Source organism: Colwellia sp. MEBiC06753, assembly GCF_053470325.1.
On the sequence record NZ_JBQMTM010000011.1, the window covers coordinates 38,427 to 55,338 of the forward strand.

The following is a 16,912-nucleotide window of genomic DNA, read 5'->3' on the forward strand; positions in this document are numbered from 1 at the left end:
CTAACTCAAATGAATTTTCAACCGATTAACGAGCAAACATTAATGCGGTTAATACAAAATCTAACCCTAATACCAGTAATGAAGACTGCACTACCGTTGCGGTAGTTGCTCTACTGATACCTTCTGACGTTGGTTCACAAGCGTAACCTTTGTAAACCGCTATCCATGTCACAACAAAAGCGAAAACGACGCTTTTAATTATGCCATTAAGCACATCTTTTTGAAAATCAACTTGCGCTTGCATTACTGACCAAAACGTACCGCCATCAACGCCAAGCCAATCGACACCCACTAAGTGAGCACCTAAAATACCAACAGCGGAAAAAATGGCTGCTAGCAAAGGTAAGCTGATAAAGCCCGCCCAAAATCTTGGGGCGATGACTCGTCTTAATGGGTCAATCGCCATCATTTCCATACTTGATAGCTGCTCAGTCGCTTTCATTAAACCTATTTCTGCGGTTAACGCTGAACCTGCGCGACCAGCAAATAATAGTGCCGCAACTACTGGCCCTAATTCACGAAGTAGTGATAACGCTACCATCGGCCCTAAGCTCGCTTCTGCGCCATAGCCAACTAAAATGGTATAGCCTTGAAGCGCCAGTACCATGCCGATAAAGGTGCCTGATACAATAATGATGATCAGTGATAATACGCCAACTGCGTATAACTGATTAATTAAAAGCGGAAAGCCTTTTCTTGGGTTGGGCACTTGAAATATGGCAGCAAACAGCATTAATGCAGCATGACCAAGGCCTGCAATAAAGCGTAAAGTGCTACTACCTAAATTAATTAATGCATTCATTATGATTTGCTGCCTCGCAATAATTCTTCCTTGTATGGTGGCGCCTTAAAGTGAAAGGGCACAGGGCCATCAGCTTCACCTTCGACAAACTGTTTAACCAATGGCGAGTTGGCTTTGCGCACTTCATCCGGCGTACCTTGACCGATAATTTTCTGCTCGGCAATAATATAAATATAATCGGCAATACTCATGACTTCAGGTACATCATGAGAAACCACCACTGAAGTTAGCCCCAAGGCATCATTAAGCGACTTAATAAGACGAACAATGACGCCCATTGATATTGGATCTTGGCCAGCAAATGGCTCATCGTACATGATGAGCTCTGGATCTAATGCAATCGCTCGAGCTAAGGCCGCGCGCCTTGCCATACCACCTGATAATTCGCTTGGTTTCAAATGACGTGCGCCGCGTAGACCAACGGCCTCTAGCTTCATTAAAACCATTTTTTCAATGATATGTTCAGGCAATTTTGTATGTTCGCGAATGGGGAAAGCGATATTGTCATACACCGACATTTCAGTGAATAAAGCGCCACTTTGAAATAACATGCTCATGCGCTTTCTTACGTCATAAAGCGCGCTACGGTTTAACGCCGGTATATTATGGCCATCAAACAAAATTTGGCCTGATTCAGGTTTTATTTGCCCACCAATTAATCGCAATAACGTTGTTTTACCTATGCCACTAGGCCCCATAATCGCTGTAACTTTGCCTTTAGGGATAGACAAGCTGATATTGTCGTAAATTACTCGTTGCTCACGCTTAAAGGTGATATTTTTTATTTCAACTAAGGAATCAATCATCGAACAGAGCTTAACATTGAATTAACAAGTGAGTTGTAAGAGGCGAATATTACCTTAGCAGCTAAAATTGTTCATCCGAAATTGACAATTATTTACAGATTAAATGTCACTAAGTGTGAAGTAAGCCATACTAAACTTTGCGGTTTATGAGTCGATTAGTAAATGTGTTTGTGAATTTATAACCAATAGTTAGCGTAAATCTTATTAGGCTTTTGTTGGTTTTTTAAACAAATGCCGGCATATTTACAGCTAATTTCATTTTCCTCTTTTTTTTTATCAGCTTAACAGCGACAATTTAGCTACTTATCAGGAGTGTTGAATGTTTTTGCAAGTCGTTATTTTAATCGTTTCGTTAATTGTACTGGTTTGGAGTGCTGATAAATTTGTCTATGGCGCCTCGTCTGTGGCGCGTAACTTTGGTGTTTCACCAATGATTATCGGTTTAACTATTGTCGCAATGGGGTCGTCGGCTCCAGAAATGATGGTGGCAGCAACTGCGTCAATGGCTGGCAACCCTAATACGGCTATTGGTAATGCGATAGGTTCCAATATTACCAACATCGCCTTGGTGTTAGGCTTAACCGCGCTGTTTCAACCTATGCAGGTATCTTCTTCAACCATTAAGCGTGAATTACCGTTAATTTTATTAATTACAGTTATTGCTTATTTAATGTTGATGGATGTTGAGCTTTCGTTTACCGAAGGTTGTATCTTGATGCTGGGCTTTTTTGTTTATATTGCGACATTACTGGTTATTACCTTAAAACGTGCAAAAAGCAACCCCGTTGACGACCCTATGATTGTTGAAGCTGAAGCTGAAGTGCCAGAAGCAACCAGTAATGGTATTGCATTGTTCTGGTTAATTGTGGGGATTATTTTGTTGCCACTTAGCGCTGACTATTTAGTCGATTCTGCAGTATTTATTGCCAAAACTTTTGGTGTCAGTGATTTAGTGATTGGTTTAACTATTATCGCCATTGGCACCAGCTTACCTGAGTTGGCCGCCAGTATTATGAGTATCATCAAAAAAGAAGATGATTTAGCTCTGGGTAATATTATTGGCTCTAATATTTTCAATATTTTGGCTGTGCTGTCATTGCCGGGCTTAATTGCTCCTGGAGTTATTGATGCCAGTGCTGCAACGCGCGACGCCCCATATATGGTTGGTGTCACATTACTGCTATTTGCATTATGTTTTAGCCGTAAAAAAGGTGCGTTTAGAATTACACGATTAAAAGGTGGGGTGCTGTTTTTAACCTTCATCGGCTATCAAGTGTTACTCTTTTCTAACTTGGCATAACGGAACTGAGTCTTATGAACGAATTCAACTTTATTGCCTTAGCTAAACAAGTTATTGATATTGAAACCAATGCGGTTAAAGGTTTACATAGCTTTATTAATCAAGAGTTTGCGCTAGCCTGTCAGTCAATGATGACGTGCCATGGTCGTATTATTGTTGTTGGCATGGGTAAATCCGGGCATATCGGTGGCAAAATAGCAGCGACTTTAGCCAGTACAGGTACACCCGCATTTTTTGTTCACCCCGGTGAAGCGAGTCATGGCGACCTAGGTATGATCACTAAAGATGATATTGTGCTTGCTATATCAAACTCAGGAGAAACTGGTGAAGTACTAGCGATAGCGCCAGTGATTAAACGTATCGGTGCGACCTTAATTTCAATGACGGGTAATCCAGAGTCAACATTGGCGAAGTTAGCGGAATACCATTTATGTGTGCACGTTGAACAAGAAGCGTGTCCGCTTGGTTTAGCGCCAACTTCTAGCACTACCGCAACCTTAGTAATGGGCGATGCCATCGCTGTCGCTTTGCTAAAGGCTCGTGGTTTTACTGCTGATGATTTTGCGCTTTCTCACCCAGGTGGTAGTTTGGGCAAACGCTTACTATTAAGATTGTCTGATATTATGCATACTGGCGAGCGCTTGCCGATTGTTGGTGAACGTGCGCTTATCAAAGAAGCCTTAGTTGAAGTGTCACAAAAAGGTTTAGGTATGACTGGCGTAGTCAATGAACAGGGGAGTTTAGTGGGTATCTTTACCGACGGTGATTTGCGTCGAATACTAGACAATCAAGTGGATATTCACCAAGATGTGATTGCCAATGTAATGACTAAATCGCCACGAGTTGCTGAGCAAGATATGCTGGCGGCTGAGGCACTTAAGATAATGGAAGACAAAAAAATAAATGGCTTGATTGTGGTTGATGAAGATCAAAAGCCGATTGGTGCGATGAATATGCATGACTTATTAAAGTCGGGAGTACTGTAATGGTAGAAACCCTTTATGGTGATGTTGATCAGCGCATTATTGAAAAAGCCAAAGCGATAAAGTTGCTAGTTTGCGATGTTGACGGTGTGTTTTCTGATGGCCGTATTTACTTAGGTAACGATGGTGAGGAACTTAAAGCGTTTCATACTAAAGATGGCTTCGGTATTAAAGCATTAATAAACTCTGGTGTCGAAGTGGCGATTATTACTGGCAGACGTTCGCACATAGTTGAGTCACGTATGACAGCGTTAACGGTGAAACATATTGTTCAAGGCCAAGAAGATAAAATGCCTGCGATGTTAGACATATTGAACACGCTTGGGCTTTCTCCTCAGCAGGTGGCTTACATTGGTGATGACATGGCTGATATGCCATGTATTTCGCATGTTGGTTTAGGAGTTGCCGTTCAAGACGCTCACCCTTATGTGATTAAACATGCTGATTATCAAACCTTTACCAAAGGTGGCTTTGGCGCAGTACGAGAATTGTGTGATTTAATCATGTTTAGTCAGCAAACGTTGGCTGGGGCTAAAGGCGCAAGTATATGAGCCGATTACATTGGCTCGCATTTGCCATCTTGTTGTTTAGCCTGATGACATACGGCGTTGTGCATTGGCGCAAAGCACAGACGGATAATATTAATGTTATTGATACGGAACTAACACCAGACTTTATTGCCGAAGTGTTAAACAGCGATATTTATAATGATGAAGGGAAATTGTCCTACAAAATTGAAGCCCAACGCATGGAACATTACGCTGAGCTTTCGTTTACTCGCTTGGAATTTCCTAACTATACCATTTTCCCTAAAGATAATACCTTGCCATGGAAACTTGCAGCGGCTGAAGGCACGCTTTATAGCAATAACCGTGTGATATTAAAAAATAGGGTGTTGTTAACAGCGATGGAAGAAAATAGTTTAATTAAAGAGATACATTGTAAGTACCTTGAATTAGACTTGAATACCAACATAATCAGCTCTGATCAAACGATCATGATTCAAGGAGAAGATTTTACCATGTATGGTTCTGGCTTGATTATTGATTTAAATACTAAACAGATGACATTGACTGAGCATGTGCAAACGATTTATCAAAAAACTACTAGCTAACGCGGCAATAGCGTTAGTCGTTATTGCCCCAGTATACGCGGCAAAATTAGACCTTGAAAAAGAGATTGTTATTAAATCTAAACGACAAGCGGGCGACTTAAAAAACCGGATTGCCAGTTATTTGGATGATGTAAATATTACTCAAGGAACATTGTCTATTCAGGCTGATTTAGTACAGGTTTATAGCCAAGAACAACGTGGTAATGAAACCTATTTAGCCAAAGGTAAGCCAGCGGTATTTGAACAACAACTTGAAGATGGCAGCAAAATTCGCCTGCAAGCAGATGAAATTAAATACGAGCCGTCAACCTATACTATAACTATCACTGGCAACGCTTTATTGCGTCAAGCTGGCAGTGAAGTGAGCGGTGATAAAATTGTCTACAATACCTTAACTGAACAATTGGAAGCAGAAGGCGGTGAACAATCTGTGACCACCATATTAAAACCTAAAGCAAAAGGTAATAATTAAATGGCAGAGGGTACATTATCTGCCAAAGGGTTGGCAAAGGCCTATAAAGGTCGACAGGTTGTTAAAAATGTCAGCTTACAAGTGGGGGAAGGGCAAATTGTTGGTCTTCTTGGGCCAAATGGTGCTGGTAAAACAACGTCGTTTTATATGATTGTTGGTTTAGTGCCGAATGATGGCGGCCAAATCATGTTAAATGATGAAGATTTAACTTTATTGCCGATGCATGAAAGAGCGCGGCGAGGCATTGGCTATTTACCACAAGAAGCGTCTATTTTTCGTAAATTAACCGTATACGAAAATATTATGGCGATTTTGCAAACTCGAAAAGATCTCTCTGCACTTGAGCGGGAAGAAAAAGTAGAGCTGCTTATTGAAGAATTTAATATTGGCCATATTAGAGATAATACTGGCATGAGTTTATCAGGTGGTGAACGCCGACGTGTCGAAATTGCTCGGGCATTAGCGGCAGACCCGCGTTTTATTTTGCTAGATGAGCCGTTTGCTGGTGTTGATCCGATTTCGGTTGGCGATATAAAAAAGATTATTATTCATCTGAAACAGCGCGGAATTGGCGTATTAATCACTGATCATAATGTCCGTGAAACCCTCGATGTTTGTGAACATGCTTATATCGTCAGTCACGGTGAATTAATTGCTGAAGGTAATTCAGATCAAATTCTTGCAAATCAGCAAGTAAGAGATGTATACCTAGGCGAGCAATTCAAGCTATAGTAAGCAATATAACATTAATAAATTAACACCAATTTAAAGCTAAATTGGTTTAAAGCTAAATTAGAACAATAGGACTTGTAAATACTCGATGCGCCCATCACTTCAACTTAAGATTGGTCAACAACTTACCATGACGCCTCAGCTTCAGCAGGCGATTAAGTTATTACAATTATCGACGCTTGATTTACAACAAGAAATTCAGGAAGCGCTTGAAAGCAATCCATTGTTAGAAGTGGATGAGTCTAGCAATAACCAAGACGATAATAATACCAGCATTGAAGAAGCGTCATATTCAGCCAGCGCTCAGTCCGAGCAAAACTATAGTGATGGTAGTGAAGATGCTGCGCCAAGCGCCGATGAAGTTAGCACCACCGATGCGATGGAAAAAAATGATATTCCAGAAGAGTTAAGTGTTGATTCTACGTGGGATGACTCATTTAGTGCAGGGGTTTCTAGTTCTGGTATTGGCACATCTGGCAGCGATGACTATGTTTATCAAGGCGAAACAACAGAGTCGATTCAAGATCATTTACGCTGGCAAATGGAATTAACCCCGTTTACAGAAACTGATGAAGCCATTGCCATGGCGATAATTGATGCTGTTGATGATGCCGGTTATTTGACCGTATCAGCAGAAGATATTTTAGAAAGTATTGGCATTGACGATGTTGAATTAGATGAAGTCGAAGCCGTACTTAAACGGGTAAATATGTTTGACCCAGTAGGTGTGGCTGCGCGTTCAGTACCTGAATGTTTACTGATTCAATTGAATCAATTTGACAAAGAAACGCCTTATTTAGCGGAAAGTAAATTAATCATTTCTGAGCACATTGATTTATTGGGTAATCGTGACTATCGTCAAATAATGAGGAAGACGAAATTAAAAGAAGACCAATTACGTGAAGTCATTCGTTTAATTCAGTCGTTAAATCCTCGCCCTGGTGATGCCGTCATTAAAAGCGATGATCAGTATGTTATCCCTGATGTATCCGTAGAAAAGAAAAATGGTCGTTGGGTGGTTGAACTAAACCCAAGTACTGCGCCAAAACTGTCGATTAATCAACAGTATGCGGCCATGACCAAAACAATGAAGTCATCAGATGATAACCAATTTATTCGTGCTAACCTGCAAGAAGCGAAATGGTTTATAAAAAGTTTAGAGAGTCGCAACGAAACGCTATTAAAAGTGTCTAACTGTATTGTTCAACGCCAGCAAGGTTTTTTTGAATATGGCCCTGAGGCTATGCGACCTATGGTGTTGAATGATATTGCGGAAGCGGTTGATATGCATGAATCAACGATCTCGCGGGTAACGACGCAAAAATTCATGCACACACCAAGAGGTATTTTTGAATTGAAATACTTCTTCTCAAGTCACGTAAGTACTGAAAACGGGGGGGAATGTTCATCAACAGCTATCAGAGCATTAATAAAGAAACTTGTTTCAGCAGAAGTACCTTCGAAGCCATTAAGTGATAGCAAAATGGCAGAGTTGCTGGCCGAACAAGGCATTAATGTGGCGAGACGGACTATAGCTAAATACCGAGAGTCTTTATCTATTCCACCGTCAAATCAAAGAAAAAGTTTACTATAAGTAATCAAGCAATGAGGAAAAGAGCTTATGCAAATTAATTTATCAGGCCACCATGTGGAAGTGACAGATTCATTACGCGATTTCGTTAACACCAAGTTTGCAAAGCTAGAGCGGCACTTTGATCACATCAATAATGTGTATGTCGTTCTTACAGTAGAAAAATTAAAGCAAAAAGCAGAAGCGACGGTTCACCTGAATGGTTCTGAAGTGCATGCCTCAGCAGAAAACCAAGATATGTACGCATCAATAGATTCACTGATTGATAAGTTAGATCGTCAAATTCTTAAATACAAAGGTAAGATAACCCAGCATTAACTTATGAAGCTGCAAGATATACTCACCGAGGACTGCACATCCTGTGCAGTCCAAATTCAAAGTAAAAAGAAAATCCTCGAACAAATTTGTGCAGTAGCGACGCATCGCATTCCTGAACACTCTACTTTTGAGCTTTTAGAAAGTTTAATGGAACGTGAAAAAATGGGTAGCACGGGTATTGGGAATGGCATTGCCATACCTCATGGACGTTTAACGGGGACTCATCATGTGGTTGCTGTATTAATGACCTCAGAGCAGCCAGTAGATTTTGATGCAATAGATAACCGCGCAGTTGATATTTTTATTGCGTTGTTTGTACCTGAAGATTGCTGCCAAGAGCACTTATCAACCCTGCAAAGTATTGCCAAGCTGTTTAGTGATAAACAATTAACCAAACAAATTCGACGTTGCCGAGACAATCATGAGCTTTACCAAATCATAAGTGATGCTCAAGAGTAAGCCATGAAGTTAATTATTGTAAGTGGCCGCTCAGGGTCAGGAAAGTCAGTGGCACTAAGAGTGCTGGAAGATTTAGGCTACTATTGCGTAGATAACATCCCGGTTAATTTATTGCCGGCACTAACTCACACGGTTATTAATGACTACGATACCGTAGCTGTAAGTTTAGATGTGCGTAACCTTCCTGCTGATCCTAATGATGTAAAAGAAATTATTGATTATTTGCCATCAGCGGTTGAACTAACGGTACTCTACCTTGATGCAAATGATAATGATCTGATTAGACGTTTTAGCGAAACCCGCCGTTTGCATCCACTTATTCGACAAAATATCGCCCTCGATCAGGCAATATCGTTAGAAAAGAAATTACTAGAGCCAGTATCGACCCGCGCTGATTTATATATCAATACCAGCCAGTTATCGCCACACCAGTTATCAGATCTTGTGCGTGAACGTATTTTAGGTAAGAAAACAGGCTCTATGGTGTTGGTGTTTGAATCCTTTGGTTTTAAACATGGTATTCCAGCAGACGCCGATTATGTCTTTGATGCGAGGTTTTTACCTAACCCATTTTGGGATAAAGAGTTAAAAACCCAAACCGGCCTTGATGCCCCCGTTCGAGACTTTCTTGCCAGCCAGCCAATTGTCACTAAATTTGTTTGGCAAATTAATAGTTTTCTAATGACTTGGTTGCCACACTTAGAACGTAATAACCGTAGTTATGTCACCATAGCTATTGGTTGTACTGGCGGTAAACATCGTTCGGTTTATATTGCAGAACTACTTGCCAGTAACTTTAGAAAAGAGCGTGACGATGTCCAATCTCGCCATAGAGATATCGATATTAAGAGTACCTAATGCCTGTATTAGAAAAAGAAGTAGAAATCATCAATAAGCTTGGCTTACATGCCAGAGCGGCAACGAAGTTAGCGCAGCTAAGCCAGCAATTTAATTCTAGTATTACCGTGAGTCTTGGTGACAACGCGGCAGATGCTAATAGCATTATGGCATTAATGTTATTGGCGGGCGGCCAAGGGAAAACAGTGAAGGTAATTGCTGATGGCGATGATGCCGAACATGCCTTGACTAGCATTTGCCAACTGATTAGTCAGCGTTTTGATGAAGCTGAATAATTACTATTAAATCCTACGCTTAGCTAAAAAGTAGCTGAAAAACATCCCTCAATCATATACACTTAATAAGAGCGTGTTGAACTTTGCTGTATGATTTTGCAGTAATCAACTGAGTTTATATACAAGGCTGAGCTTATATAATGTGGTTATTCCACATAAATAAGCGAAAACGCAGTAGATAAGCTCAATTGACACTGTCTATCGATTCGTTTTAATGGCTTTTACTCGTTGTTACACCGCATTTATTTGGAATAACCAAACTTCACTTGGTGTGCCTAGATTAAAAGCCATTAAATTCGAACAAAATTTATATCGCAAAGTTCAACACGCTCTAATCACTGTCGTCATTTTTACATAAAACATAGATAAACTGTCGGCAGTGACTTCTCATTTAATCGTCACTATTTAATCAGTGTCAGTACGAATTTTTGCCGTGCAGGGTGATTTATGCCGGATATTTCAGAACAAGATTTAATTCAACAACGACTGCAAGAAGTTAATGAAGCTCTTGGCAGTGGTATGTTCGTGTATGTTCGGAATTTATTGCAAACCTTGCCCGCCTACGATCTCGCATTAATTTTAGAATCATCTACCGCTAAAAGCCGACCATTAATTTGGCAGCTCATTGATCACGATTTACAAGGTGACGTGCTTGAAGAGTTAAATGAGGAAGTACGTAAGGGCATATTAAAAAGTATGCGCCCTGAAAAGCTGGCTGCGGTTGCAGAAGGCATGGATATTGATGATATTGCCGAAGTACTTCGAACATTGCCTGATGCGGTGTATCAAGAAGTGCTTAATAGCATGGATATTCAAGATCGAGCCCGTGTAGAAACCGCACTTTCTTTCGAGGAAGATACCGCCGGCGGTATTATGAACACCGACACCATTACTATTCGCCCTGATGTTTCAGTCGATGTGGTATTAAGGTATTTGCGGCTAAAAGGCGACTTGCCTGAAGCAACCGATAGCTTTTATGTAGTCGATCGCTTTAATCGCTTTATTGGTGCGGTTTCGTTGTCACGTATTGTCACCTCTAAGCCAGAAACTGTAGTTAATACCCTGATAGATCAGGATATTGAGGCAGTACCACCAGAAATGCCAGAAAATGATGTTGCAGCGCTATTTGAACGCTACGATTGGATTTCTGCCCCTGTTGTTGATAAAGAAGGCCGGTTGCTCGGCCGTATTACCATTGATGACGTCATTGATATTATTCGTGAAGATGCAGAACACTCGTTAATGAGTATGGCTGGTTTAGATGATGAGGCTGATACGTTCGCTCCTGTGCTGAAAAGTACTCGTCAGCGCTCAATCTGGCTTGGTGTTAACTTAGTTACCGCTTTACTTGCTGTTGCTGTTACCAGCATGTTTGAAGACTTGTTTAGTCAATTGGCAATCTTAGCTGTATTAAATTCATTAGTGCCTAGCATGGGCGGGGTCGCCGGTAATCAAACTTTAACCCTAGTTATTCGTGGTATTGCGCTAGGGCACGTTGGTGACAGTAATGCCCGTTCGTTATTGTATAAAGAGTTAGCGGTTGGCTTTCTAAATGGTTTAATTTGGGCGGTGCTAATTGCCAGTGTTGTTGCTATTTGGAAGCAAGATTTAATGTTAGGCGGGGTAATTGCCTTTGCTATGCTAATGAACCTAACCGCTGCTGGTTTGGCAGGGGTTTTAATCCCATTATTATTAAAGCGGATGAATATAGATCCAGCGTTGGCAGGTAGTGTTATTTTAACAACGATAACTGATGTCGTTGGTATTTTTGCCTTCCTTGGCACAGCGATGTTATTGCTAACATAGCACTTCTATTCTTACTCTTTTAAGTCACTGAGTGACAATAAGCGAGGCATTAAAGAGTGAGATAAATTGCTGACTAGTTACCAGCAATCTGCATTTGTTCAATTAACAACGAACCAGTACGAATGCTGCCACGCATATCGGTATCACTGCCGACTGCGACAATGTTTTTGAACATATCTTGTAATTTGCCAGCAATGGTAATTTCAGCCACCGGATAAGCAATTTTACCATTTTCTACCCAAAAGCCCGCAGCGCCACGTGAATAATCACCTGTAACCACGTTAACCCCTTGCCCCATTAATTCTGTGACCAATAAACCAGTACCGAGTTTGGCAAGCATGGCATCAAAATCGCCACCATTGGCGGTGATTAACCAGTTATGAATACCACCGGCATGACCGGTTGTTGCCATGCCAAGTTTACGTGCAGAATAGCTAGTGAGTAGATAGGTTGCTAATGCGCCGTCTTTAATAATTTCACGGTCAATGGTGGCAACACCTTCACTATCAAATGCGCCACTTGCTAATGCTTTTTTGATATGTGGGCGCTCATTTATAGTTAAGTGCTCAGGAAAAACTTGCTGGCCTAAGGCATCAAGTAAAAATGATGATTTACGATATAAGTTGCCGCCACTAATTGCGGCAATAAAGTGACCAAAAATGGTATTAGCGATATCCGCTCTAAATAATACTGGCACTTTTTGAGTGCTGAGCTTTTGTGCATGTAATCGAGAGATAACTTCTTGCGCGGCATTTTGACCAATAGTTTTGGCTGATGTCAGTAAGTCAAAATCGCGATTAACTGTATAGGCATAATCTCGCTGCATATCGTCACCATCGGTGGCGATACTAACGCAGCTTAAACTATGACGTGTGCTAGGGTAACCCACCAATTGGCCATGGGTATTACCATATACTTTAAAGCCTTCAAAGCTAGCGAATGTTGCACCATCAGAGTTGGTAATTCGGCTATCAGCATCAAAGGCCGCTTGCTCACATTCAGTAGCTAGGGCAATGGCTTGCTCAGTTGAAATAGCTTTAGGATGATATAAATCTAAATCTTCGGGGGTCATCGCCAAGCGATCTTTATCTGCTAAGCCAGCACAGCTATCAACAGAAGTGTATTTGGCGATATCAATAGCAGCTTTAACCGCGTTTTTTAATGCTTCCTCAGATAAATCGGCGGTCGAGGCACTGCCTTTACGACCATCTTTGTAGACAGTAATTCCTAAGGCACCGTCATTGGTAAATTCAACATTTTCAACTTCACTCATGCGGGTATTTACGCTTAGGCCTTGCTGGCGGCTCATGGCAACTTCTGCGCTGTCGGCTCCAAGCTCTTTTGCTAACGATAAGGTGTTAGCTACGCGATTTTTAACATGTTCAAGTTGATTGTTGATGCTGTCTACTTCTTTCATTTGATCGATCCGATTATTCGGCGCATTTGAATACGACGTTGTTGTGTGTTTCCCTGCAGGTTTTTTGTATAATAGCGGGCAACAATGTAATTAATGCCAATATTATGCACCACTTAGAACACGATATCGATGAATTCGATGAAGATAAAAGTAAAACTGATGTAAAACGTGAAATGCACCAATTGCAAGATTTTGCGTTAATGTTAATGCGTTTACCTAAAAGTAAGCGTAATAAACTGCCATTAAATGAAGATATGCAAGATGCTATGGTGTTGGCAGATAAAATTATCACTAAGCCTGATGCCTTAAGGCGTCATGCGCGTTTCGTCGCCAAATTGTTATTAGAAGCGGATAAGGATGCCATTCAAGCGGCGCTTGATGTCTTGAATAATAAACATCAGCAGCAAACGTTATTACAAAACAAATATGAACAAATGGCGGATGATTTAATTGCTGGTGGTAACGATGCGATTGAGTCGTTATTAACTGAAACCCCTACCATGGAGCGTCAAAAATTACGGCAATTAGTCAGGCAGGCAGCGAAAGAAGTTGCGGCAGAGAAAAAAGGCAAAGGCGTTAAAAACTTAATTGCTTACATTAAAGAGTTTTCTCGCTAAGCTTTAATTGAAAACTATGCCTCGTCTTAACTGAATAAAAAAGCCCAATCATTGATTGGGCTTTTTTCCATTTTTAAGTTGTATTTATTTTAAGTGGTATAACACCTATTTAGCTATCGGATCATTAAATACATAGTGCGATTACCGCGAACAATATTGAGTGCTAATACGCCTTTATTGTCTTTTAAGTAACTTCGCAGTTCACCAATAGTGCTGATGCGCGTACGGTTAATGCCGGTAATTAAATCGCCTGCTTTTAAACCTACAGCTTCTGCGGCACTACCACGTTCGACACTGGTAATTTCAACCCCTTTACCATCAGCTTGGTTATCAAGCTCGGCACCTTCTAACATGCGGTGCATGGTTGCTGCTTCAACATTGGCTGATTCAGCTTGTTTAAGCTTGACGTTAAACTGCTTTTCTTTCCCGTCTCTAAATACGCTTAATTTAACGGTTTTACCTGCACCAATAGAGCCAATTTTTCCACGTAGCTCAGCAAAGGTTTTGATTTTCTTGCCATTGACTTTAGTGATAACATCTCCGGCTTTTAGGCCTGCTTCGGCGGCGGCAGAGTCAGGAGATACTTGCTCAATAAAGCCACCTTGGGTGGTTTCTAACTCCATTGCTTTAGCAATTTCGCTGTTGACGCTTCGACCTGCAACACCCAGTACGCCACGACGCACTTCACCAAATTCGATAATTTGGTTAATTAAGTTTTTGGCCATATTACTAGGGATGGCAAAACCAATACCGACATTACCACCATTAGGGCCTAATATGGCAGTATTGATACCAATAAGTTCACCACGTAAGTTAACTAATGCACCACCTGAATTACCGCTGTTGATGGCAGCGTCGGTTTGAATAAAGTCTTCAAAGTTTTCAATGTTTAAGCCGCTACGACCTAACGCACTGACAATACCTGAAGTGACCGTTTGCCCTAAACCAAAAGGGCTGCCAATGGCAACGGCAAAGTCACCAACGCGTAACTGGTCTGAATCTGACACTTTGATTTCAGTTAAGTCATCAATATCAATTTGCAGTAATGCAATATCACTTTCTTCATCACTGCCGATCTTTTTCGCTTCAACCTGACGGCCATCTTTTAAGGTAACTAAAATTTCATCTGCTTCGGCGATAACATGATTGTTGGTGACGACATAACCTTCGTCAGCATCAATAATGACACCTGAGCCTAAGCCTTGGAATGGTCGTTCTTGCGGTTGTTGCCCACCTCTTGGGTTGCCAAAAAAGAACTTAAAGGCATCTGGTACGCGTTGCTCAACTTCGTGTGTCCCCTTAACAGAGATACTGACCACTGCTGGTGTGGCACGTTCAAGCATAGGCGCTAAACTGGGTAATTCTGTACCGCCAATAGCAGTAGGTAAGTTGGCATAAGCTGGTGCACCAGCAAGGGCTATAGAGCTAGAAATTAATGCAGCACTGATAACAATAGACAGTTTGCTCATACTTAAAATTACTCCTTAAAATGAATTAAGCATAGATACTCAATAACAGACTAAGTCGTTCCCCATTAGTTCAGGTTTTTGTTAGTCGGCATTTGTAACACTTTGTTTCTTATCACCAAACAAGCCACTTGCTTGACCAGAGTAATCAAGTGGTGCTTCAGTAACACTTTCATCAACTGCAGCTTTTTTCTCGTGTCTTAACTTAACGGTTTCTGCCAGTTGCTCTTGGGTTTCTTGTGAGAAAAATGGCATAACATCAGCATCTTGTGGTGTAGCACGTTGCAGTAATGACGTGCTTTCTTCCATTTGTTTCATCGCAACTTGGCAGGTTTCATTCATTTTTGCTAAAAGTTGCGCAGAACTTTCAAGATGTGCAGCAACATCATTTTGATATTGGCTTAATGCCGCCTCACTTTGTTGAATTTGATCAGTTAGTTGCTTATTTTCCTTTGATGATGCAGATAAAAATCGGCCAGCAACAAAGCCTATGCCACCGCCAATTAATAAAAGAACAATAGTCATTACAGCAGTCATATAGCAGTTTCCTCGTTGTATTCAGTTGAAAAATTAGTGAAAATATCGTCAAAGATATAAGCTAAATATAGCGTTAATTATTTGTCTGATATAGCGAATATGCTTGCTAATTATTTTTTTTCAAGCGCAATTGTCTATTTTCAGTCAGATTTCACAGTGGAAAAACCGACGTAATGATCCATCTCTCACCTTTAGAAAAATATCAAAATGATTTACAGCGTGATGATTTTCAATATGACCAAGCTCAAGAAAATGCGGTAAAACATTTACAGCGCTTATTTGAAGACTTTCAAAATAAACCGCTGCCGGTGACTGGATTTAAAAAAGTGTTTAATCGTTGGAAGCGGGTGGTGGCTAAACAAGAAACCAAAACCATTAAAGGGTTATATTTCTGGGGCGGGGTTGGCCGTGGTAAAACCTATTTAGTGGATACTTTTTTTGACTGCTTACCATTTGAAAATAAAATGCGGGTTCATTTTCACCGTTTTATGCACCGTGTGCATGAAGAGATGAAAAGCTTAGGTGGACAGTCAGATCCTTTAAAAATAATTGCTAAGCGCTTTGCCGATGAAACCTGCATTATTTGTTTTGATGAGTTTTTTGTTTCTGATATTACTGATGCCATGATTTTAGGCACTTTGTTTGAAGAGTTATTCAAACATAACGTCACATTAGTGGCGACCTCGAATATTATTCCTGACGATTTATATAAAAATGGTTTGCAGCGAGCGCGATTTTTACCGGCAATTAACTTGATTAACCAACATTGTGAAGTGGTTAATGTTGATAGTGGCGTTGATTATCGATTGCGAACCTTAGAGCAGGCGGAAATATATCATCATCCGTTAGATAAGCAGGCAAGTGAAAACTTAAATAAATATTTCAATCAGTTATCGGTGGAAGCCGGAGAGCAAGGTAAAAAAATCACCATTAATCATCGTAGCTTAACCAGCATTCAAGAATCTGATGGTGTTGTACAATTTGAATTTAGTGAGTTGTGTGAAAGTGCGCGAAGTCAAAGCGATTATATGGAGTTGAGTAAAGTTTATCACACCGTGCTATTGGCTAATGTAAAACAAATGAATCGCGATTGCGATGATGCTGCCAGACGCTTTATTGCCCTGATTGATGAGTTTTATGAACGTAAAGTTAAATTGATTATTTCCGCCGAAACCAGCATGGAAGCTTTGTATAGCTATGGTGGTTTGGAGTTTGAATTTAAGCGCTGCTTAAGTCGGTTACAAGAAATGCAGTCGCGCGATTATTTAGCGAGTGAGCATTTACCTTAGCTTTTAAGATTAAGTTTCTTTATTTTCTTTAGCTTAGCAAGCTCTGCCACGGCAGAGCTTTTTTGTATTT

At 40.7% G+C, this 16,912-nt stretch carries 19 protein-coding genes; 14 read left to right on the top strand and 5 right to left on the bottom strand.

Going from position 1 to position 16,912, the window contains the following annotated elements:
• Positions 1–25: 25 nt before the first annotated feature.
• Both mlaE and mlaF read right to left on the bottom strand, forming a co-directional pair.
• On the bottom strand, positions 26–802 hold the full coding sequence (gene mlaE / locus ACOB82_RS10005) for a lipid asymmetry maintenance ABC transporter permease subunit MlaE (RefSeq protein WP_448212846.1): 777 nt from the start codon (positions 800–802) through the stop codon (positions 26–28).
• Positions 802–1,608 carry a phospholipid ABC transporter ATP-binding protein MlaF gene (mlaF, locus tag ACOB82_RS10010; protein WP_448212847.1) on the bottom strand — a complete coding sequence of 269 codons (807 nt, stop codon included), beginning with the start codon at positions 1,606–1,608 and terminating at the stop codon, positions 802–804. The genes mlaE and mlaF overlap by 1 nt, the downstream gene beginning before the upstream one ends.
• Before the next feature lie 319 nt (positions 1,609–1,927).
• Between mlaF and ACOB82_RS10015 the strand changes: the two genes are divergently transcribed.
• From ACOB82_RS10015 to mgtE, 12 genes are all read left to right on the top strand, one after another.
• Complete coding sequence (locus ACOB82_RS10015) at positions 1,928–2,908, top strand: calcium/sodium antiporter (RefSeq protein ID WP_448212848.1); 981 nt, start codon at positions 1,928–1,930, stop codon at positions 2,906–2,908.
• 14 nt (positions 2,909–2,922) lie between these two features.
• Entirely contained in the window at positions 2,923–3,894 is a 972-nt protein-coding gene (locus tag ACOB82_RS10020) for a KpsF/GutQ family sugar-phosphate isomerase (RefSeq protein ID WP_448212849.1), read from the top strand.
• Positions 3,894–4,442 (top strand): 3-deoxy-manno-octulosonate-8-phosphatase KdsC, encoded by a 549-nt coding sequence (kdsC, locus tag ACOB82_RS10025; protein ID WP_448212850.1) that lies wholly within the window; start codon positions 3,894–3,896, stop codon positions 4,440–4,442. The genes ACOB82_RS10020 and kdsC overlap by 1 nt, the downstream gene beginning before the upstream one ends.
• On the top strand, positions 4,439–5,005 hold the full coding sequence (gene lptC, locus ACOB82_RS10030; protein ID WP_448212851.1) for an LPS export ABC transporter periplasmic protein LptC: 567 nt from the start codon (positions 4,439–4,441) through the stop codon (positions 5,003–5,005). The genes kdsC and lptC overlap by 4 nt, the downstream gene beginning before the upstream one ends.
• Positions 4,971–5,477 carry a lipopolysaccharide transport periplasmic protein LptA gene (gene lptA / locus ACOB82_RS10035; RefSeq protein WP_448212852.1) on the top strand — a complete coding sequence of 169 codons (507 nt, stop codon included), beginning with the start codon at positions 4,971–4,973 and terminating at the stop codon, positions 5,475–5,477. The genes lptC and lptA overlap by 35 nt, the downstream gene beginning before the upstream one ends.
• On the top strand, positions 5,478–6,209 hold the full coding sequence (gene lptB / locus ACOB82_RS10040; RefSeq protein WP_448212853.1) for an LPS export ABC transporter ATP-binding protein: 732 nt from the start codon (positions 5,478–5,480) through the stop codon (positions 6,207–6,209).
• Between the two features lie 88 nt (positions 6,210–6,297).
• Positions 6,298–7,803 (top strand): RNA polymerase factor sigma-54, encoded by a 1,506-nt coding sequence (locus tag ACOB82_RS10045; protein ID WP_448212854.1) that lies wholly within the window; start codon positions 6,298–6,300, stop codon positions 7,801–7,803.
• A 27-nt stretch (positions 7,804–7,830) separates the two neighbouring features.
• Positions 7,831–8,118, top strand: coding sequence for a ribosome hibernation promoting factor (gene hpf / locus ACOB82_RS10050; RefSeq protein ID WP_448212855.1), 288 nt, complete (start codon positions 7,831–7,833; stop codon positions 8,116–8,118).
• Positions 8,119–8,121: 3 nt separating this feature from the next.
• Complete coding sequence (gene ptsN / locus ACOB82_RS10055; protein WP_448212856.1) at positions 8,122–8,577, top strand: PTS IIA-like nitrogen regulatory protein PtsN; 456 nt, start codon at positions 8,122–8,124, stop codon at positions 8,575–8,577.
• Between the two features lie 3 nt (positions 8,578–8,580).
• Positions 8,581–9,435: an RNase adapter RapZ gene (gene rapZ, locus ACOB82_RS10060; protein ID WP_448212857.1), complete on the top strand. Its 855-nt coding sequence runs from the start codon at positions 8,581–8,583 to the stop codon at positions 9,433–9,435.
• Positions 9,435–9,710: an HPr family phosphocarrier protein gene (locus ACOB82_RS10065; RefSeq protein ID WP_448212858.1), complete on the top strand. Its 276-nt coding sequence runs from the start codon at positions 9,435–9,437 to the stop codon at positions 9,708–9,710. The genes rapZ and ACOB82_RS10065 overlap by 1 nt, the downstream gene beginning before the upstream one ends.
• A 447-nt stretch (positions 9,711–10,157) precedes the next feature.
• A complete protein-coding gene (mgtE, locus tag ACOB82_RS10070; protein ID WP_448212859.1) occupies positions 10,158–11,516 on the top strand; it encodes a magnesium transporter in 1,359 nt (452 codons plus the stop codon).
• Positions 11,517–11,589: 73 nt separating this feature from the next.
• On the opposite strand, the gene pmbA is transcribed toward mgtE, so the two are convergent.
• Positions 11,590–12,933, bottom strand: coding sequence for a metalloprotease PmbA (gene pmbA, locus ACOB82_RS10075; RefSeq protein ID WP_448212860.1), 1,344 nt, complete (start codon positions 12,931–12,933; stop codon positions 11,590–11,592).
• Positions 12,934–13,037: 104 nt separating this feature from the next.
• Here pmbA and yjgA point away from each other — a divergent pair, with 104 nt between their 5' ends.
• Positions 13,038–13,550 carry a ribosome biogenesis factor YjgA gene (gene yjgA / locus ACOB82_RS10080; protein WP_448212861.1) on the top strand — a complete coding sequence of 171 codons (513 nt, stop codon included), beginning with the start codon at positions 13,038–13,040 and terminating at the stop codon, positions 13,548–13,550.
• 113 nt (positions 13,551–13,663) lie between these two features.
• Here yjgA and ACOB82_RS10085 read toward each other — a convergent pair whose 3' ends face one another.
• Entirely contained in the window at positions 13,664–15,019 is a 1,356-nt protein-coding gene (locus tag ACOB82_RS10085) for a Do family serine endopeptidase (protein WP_448212862.1), read from the bottom strand.
• An 81-nt stretch (positions 15,020–15,100) separates the two neighbouring features.
• The gene (locus ACOB82_RS10090) at positions 15,101–15,553 is read right to left on the bottom strand and encodes a YhcB family protein (RefSeq protein WP_448212863.1); all 453 of its coding nucleotides are present in this window, start codon (positions 15,551–15,553) and stop codon (positions 15,101–15,103) included.
• Positions 15,554–15,726: 173 nt separating this feature from the next.
• Between ACOB82_RS10090 and zapE the strand changes: the two genes are divergently transcribed.
• On the top strand, positions 15,727–16,842 hold the full coding sequence (gene zapE / locus ACOB82_RS10095) for a cell division protein ZapE (protein ID WP_448212864.1): 1,116 nt from the start codon (positions 15,727–15,729) through the stop codon (positions 16,840–16,842).
• The last annotated feature ends 70 nt before the right edge of the window (positions 16,843–16,912 follow it).

What these genes read in the sequence shown, in the direction of transcription:
- ptsN (WP_448212856.1), top strand. Translation starts at nt 8,122, where the DNA reads ATGAAGCTGCAAGATATACTCACCGAGGACTGCACATCCTGTGCAGTC.
- ACOB82_RS10020 (WP_448212849.1), top strand. Translation starts at nt 2,923, where the DNA reads ATGAACGAATTCAACTTTATTGCCTTAGCTAAACAAGTTATTGATATT.
- yjgA (WP_448212861.1), top strand. Translation starts at nt 13,038, where the DNA reads ATGCACCACTTAGAACACGATATCGATGAATTCGATGAAGATAAAAGT.
- ACOB82_RS10065 (WP_448212858.1), top strand. Translation starts at nt 9,435, where the DNA reads ATGCCTGTATTAGAAAAAGAAGTAGAAATCATCAATAAGCTTGGCTTA.
- lptB (WP_448212853.1), top strand. Translation starts at nt 5,478, where the DNA reads ATGGCAGAGGGTACATTATCTGCCAAAGGGTTGGCAAAGGCCTATAAA.
- hpf (WP_448212855.1), top strand. Translation starts at nt 7,831, where the DNA reads ATGCAAATTAATTTATCAGGCCACCATGTGGAAGTGACAGATTCATTA.
- ACOB82_RS10090 (WP_448212863.1), bottom strand. Translation starts at nt 15,553, where the DNA reads ATGACTGCTGTAATGACTATTGTTCTTTTATTAATTGGCGGTGGCATA.
- ACOB82_RS10085 (WP_448212862.1), bottom strand. Translation starts at nt 15,019, where the DNA reads ATGAGCAAACTGTCTATTGTTATCAGTGCTGCATTAATTTCTAGCTCT.
- mlaE (WP_448212846.1), bottom strand. Translation starts at nt 802, where the DNA reads ATGAATGCATTAATTAATTTAGGTAGTAGCACTTTACGCTTTATTGCA.
- pmbA (WP_448212860.1), bottom strand. Translation starts at nt 12,933, where the DNA reads ATGAAAGAAGTAGACAGCATCAACAATCAACTTGAACATGTTAAAAAT.
- ACOB82_RS10015 (WP_448212848.1), top strand. Translation starts at nt 1,928, where the DNA reads ATGTTTTTGCAAGTCGTTATTTTAATCGTTTCGTTAATTGTACTGGTT.
- kdsC (WP_448212850.1), top strand. Translation starts at nt 3,894, where the DNA reads ATGGTAGAAACCCTTTATGGTGATGTTGATCAGCGCATTATTGAAAAA.
- ACOB82_RS10045 (WP_448212854.1), top strand. Translation starts at nt 6,298, where the DNA reads ATGCGCCCATCACTTCAACTTAAGATTGGTCAACAACTTACCATGACG.
- mgtE (WP_448212859.1), top strand. Translation starts at nt 10,158, where the DNA reads ATGCCGGATATTTCAGAACAAGATTTAATTCAACAACGACTGCAAGAA.
- lptA (WP_448212852.1), top strand. Translation starts at nt 4,971, where the DNA reads ATGTGCAAACGATTTATCAAAAAACTACTAGCTAACGCGGCAATAGCG.
- mlaF (WP_448212847.1), bottom strand. Translation starts at nt 1,608, where the DNA reads ATGATTGATTCCTTAGTTGAAATAAAAAATATCACCTTTAAGCGTGAG.
- rapZ (WP_448212857.1), top strand. Translation starts at nt 8,581, where the DNA reads ATGAAGTTAATTATTGTAAGTGGCCGCTCAGGGTCAGGAAAGTCAGTG.
- lptC (WP_448212851.1), top strand. Translation starts at nt 4,439, where the DNA reads ATGAGCCGATTACATTGGCTCGCATTTGCCATCTTGTTGTTTAGCCTG.
- zapE (WP_448212864.1), top strand. Translation starts at nt 15,727, where the DNA reads ATGATCCATCTCTCACCTTTAGAAAAATATCAAAATGATTTACAGCGT.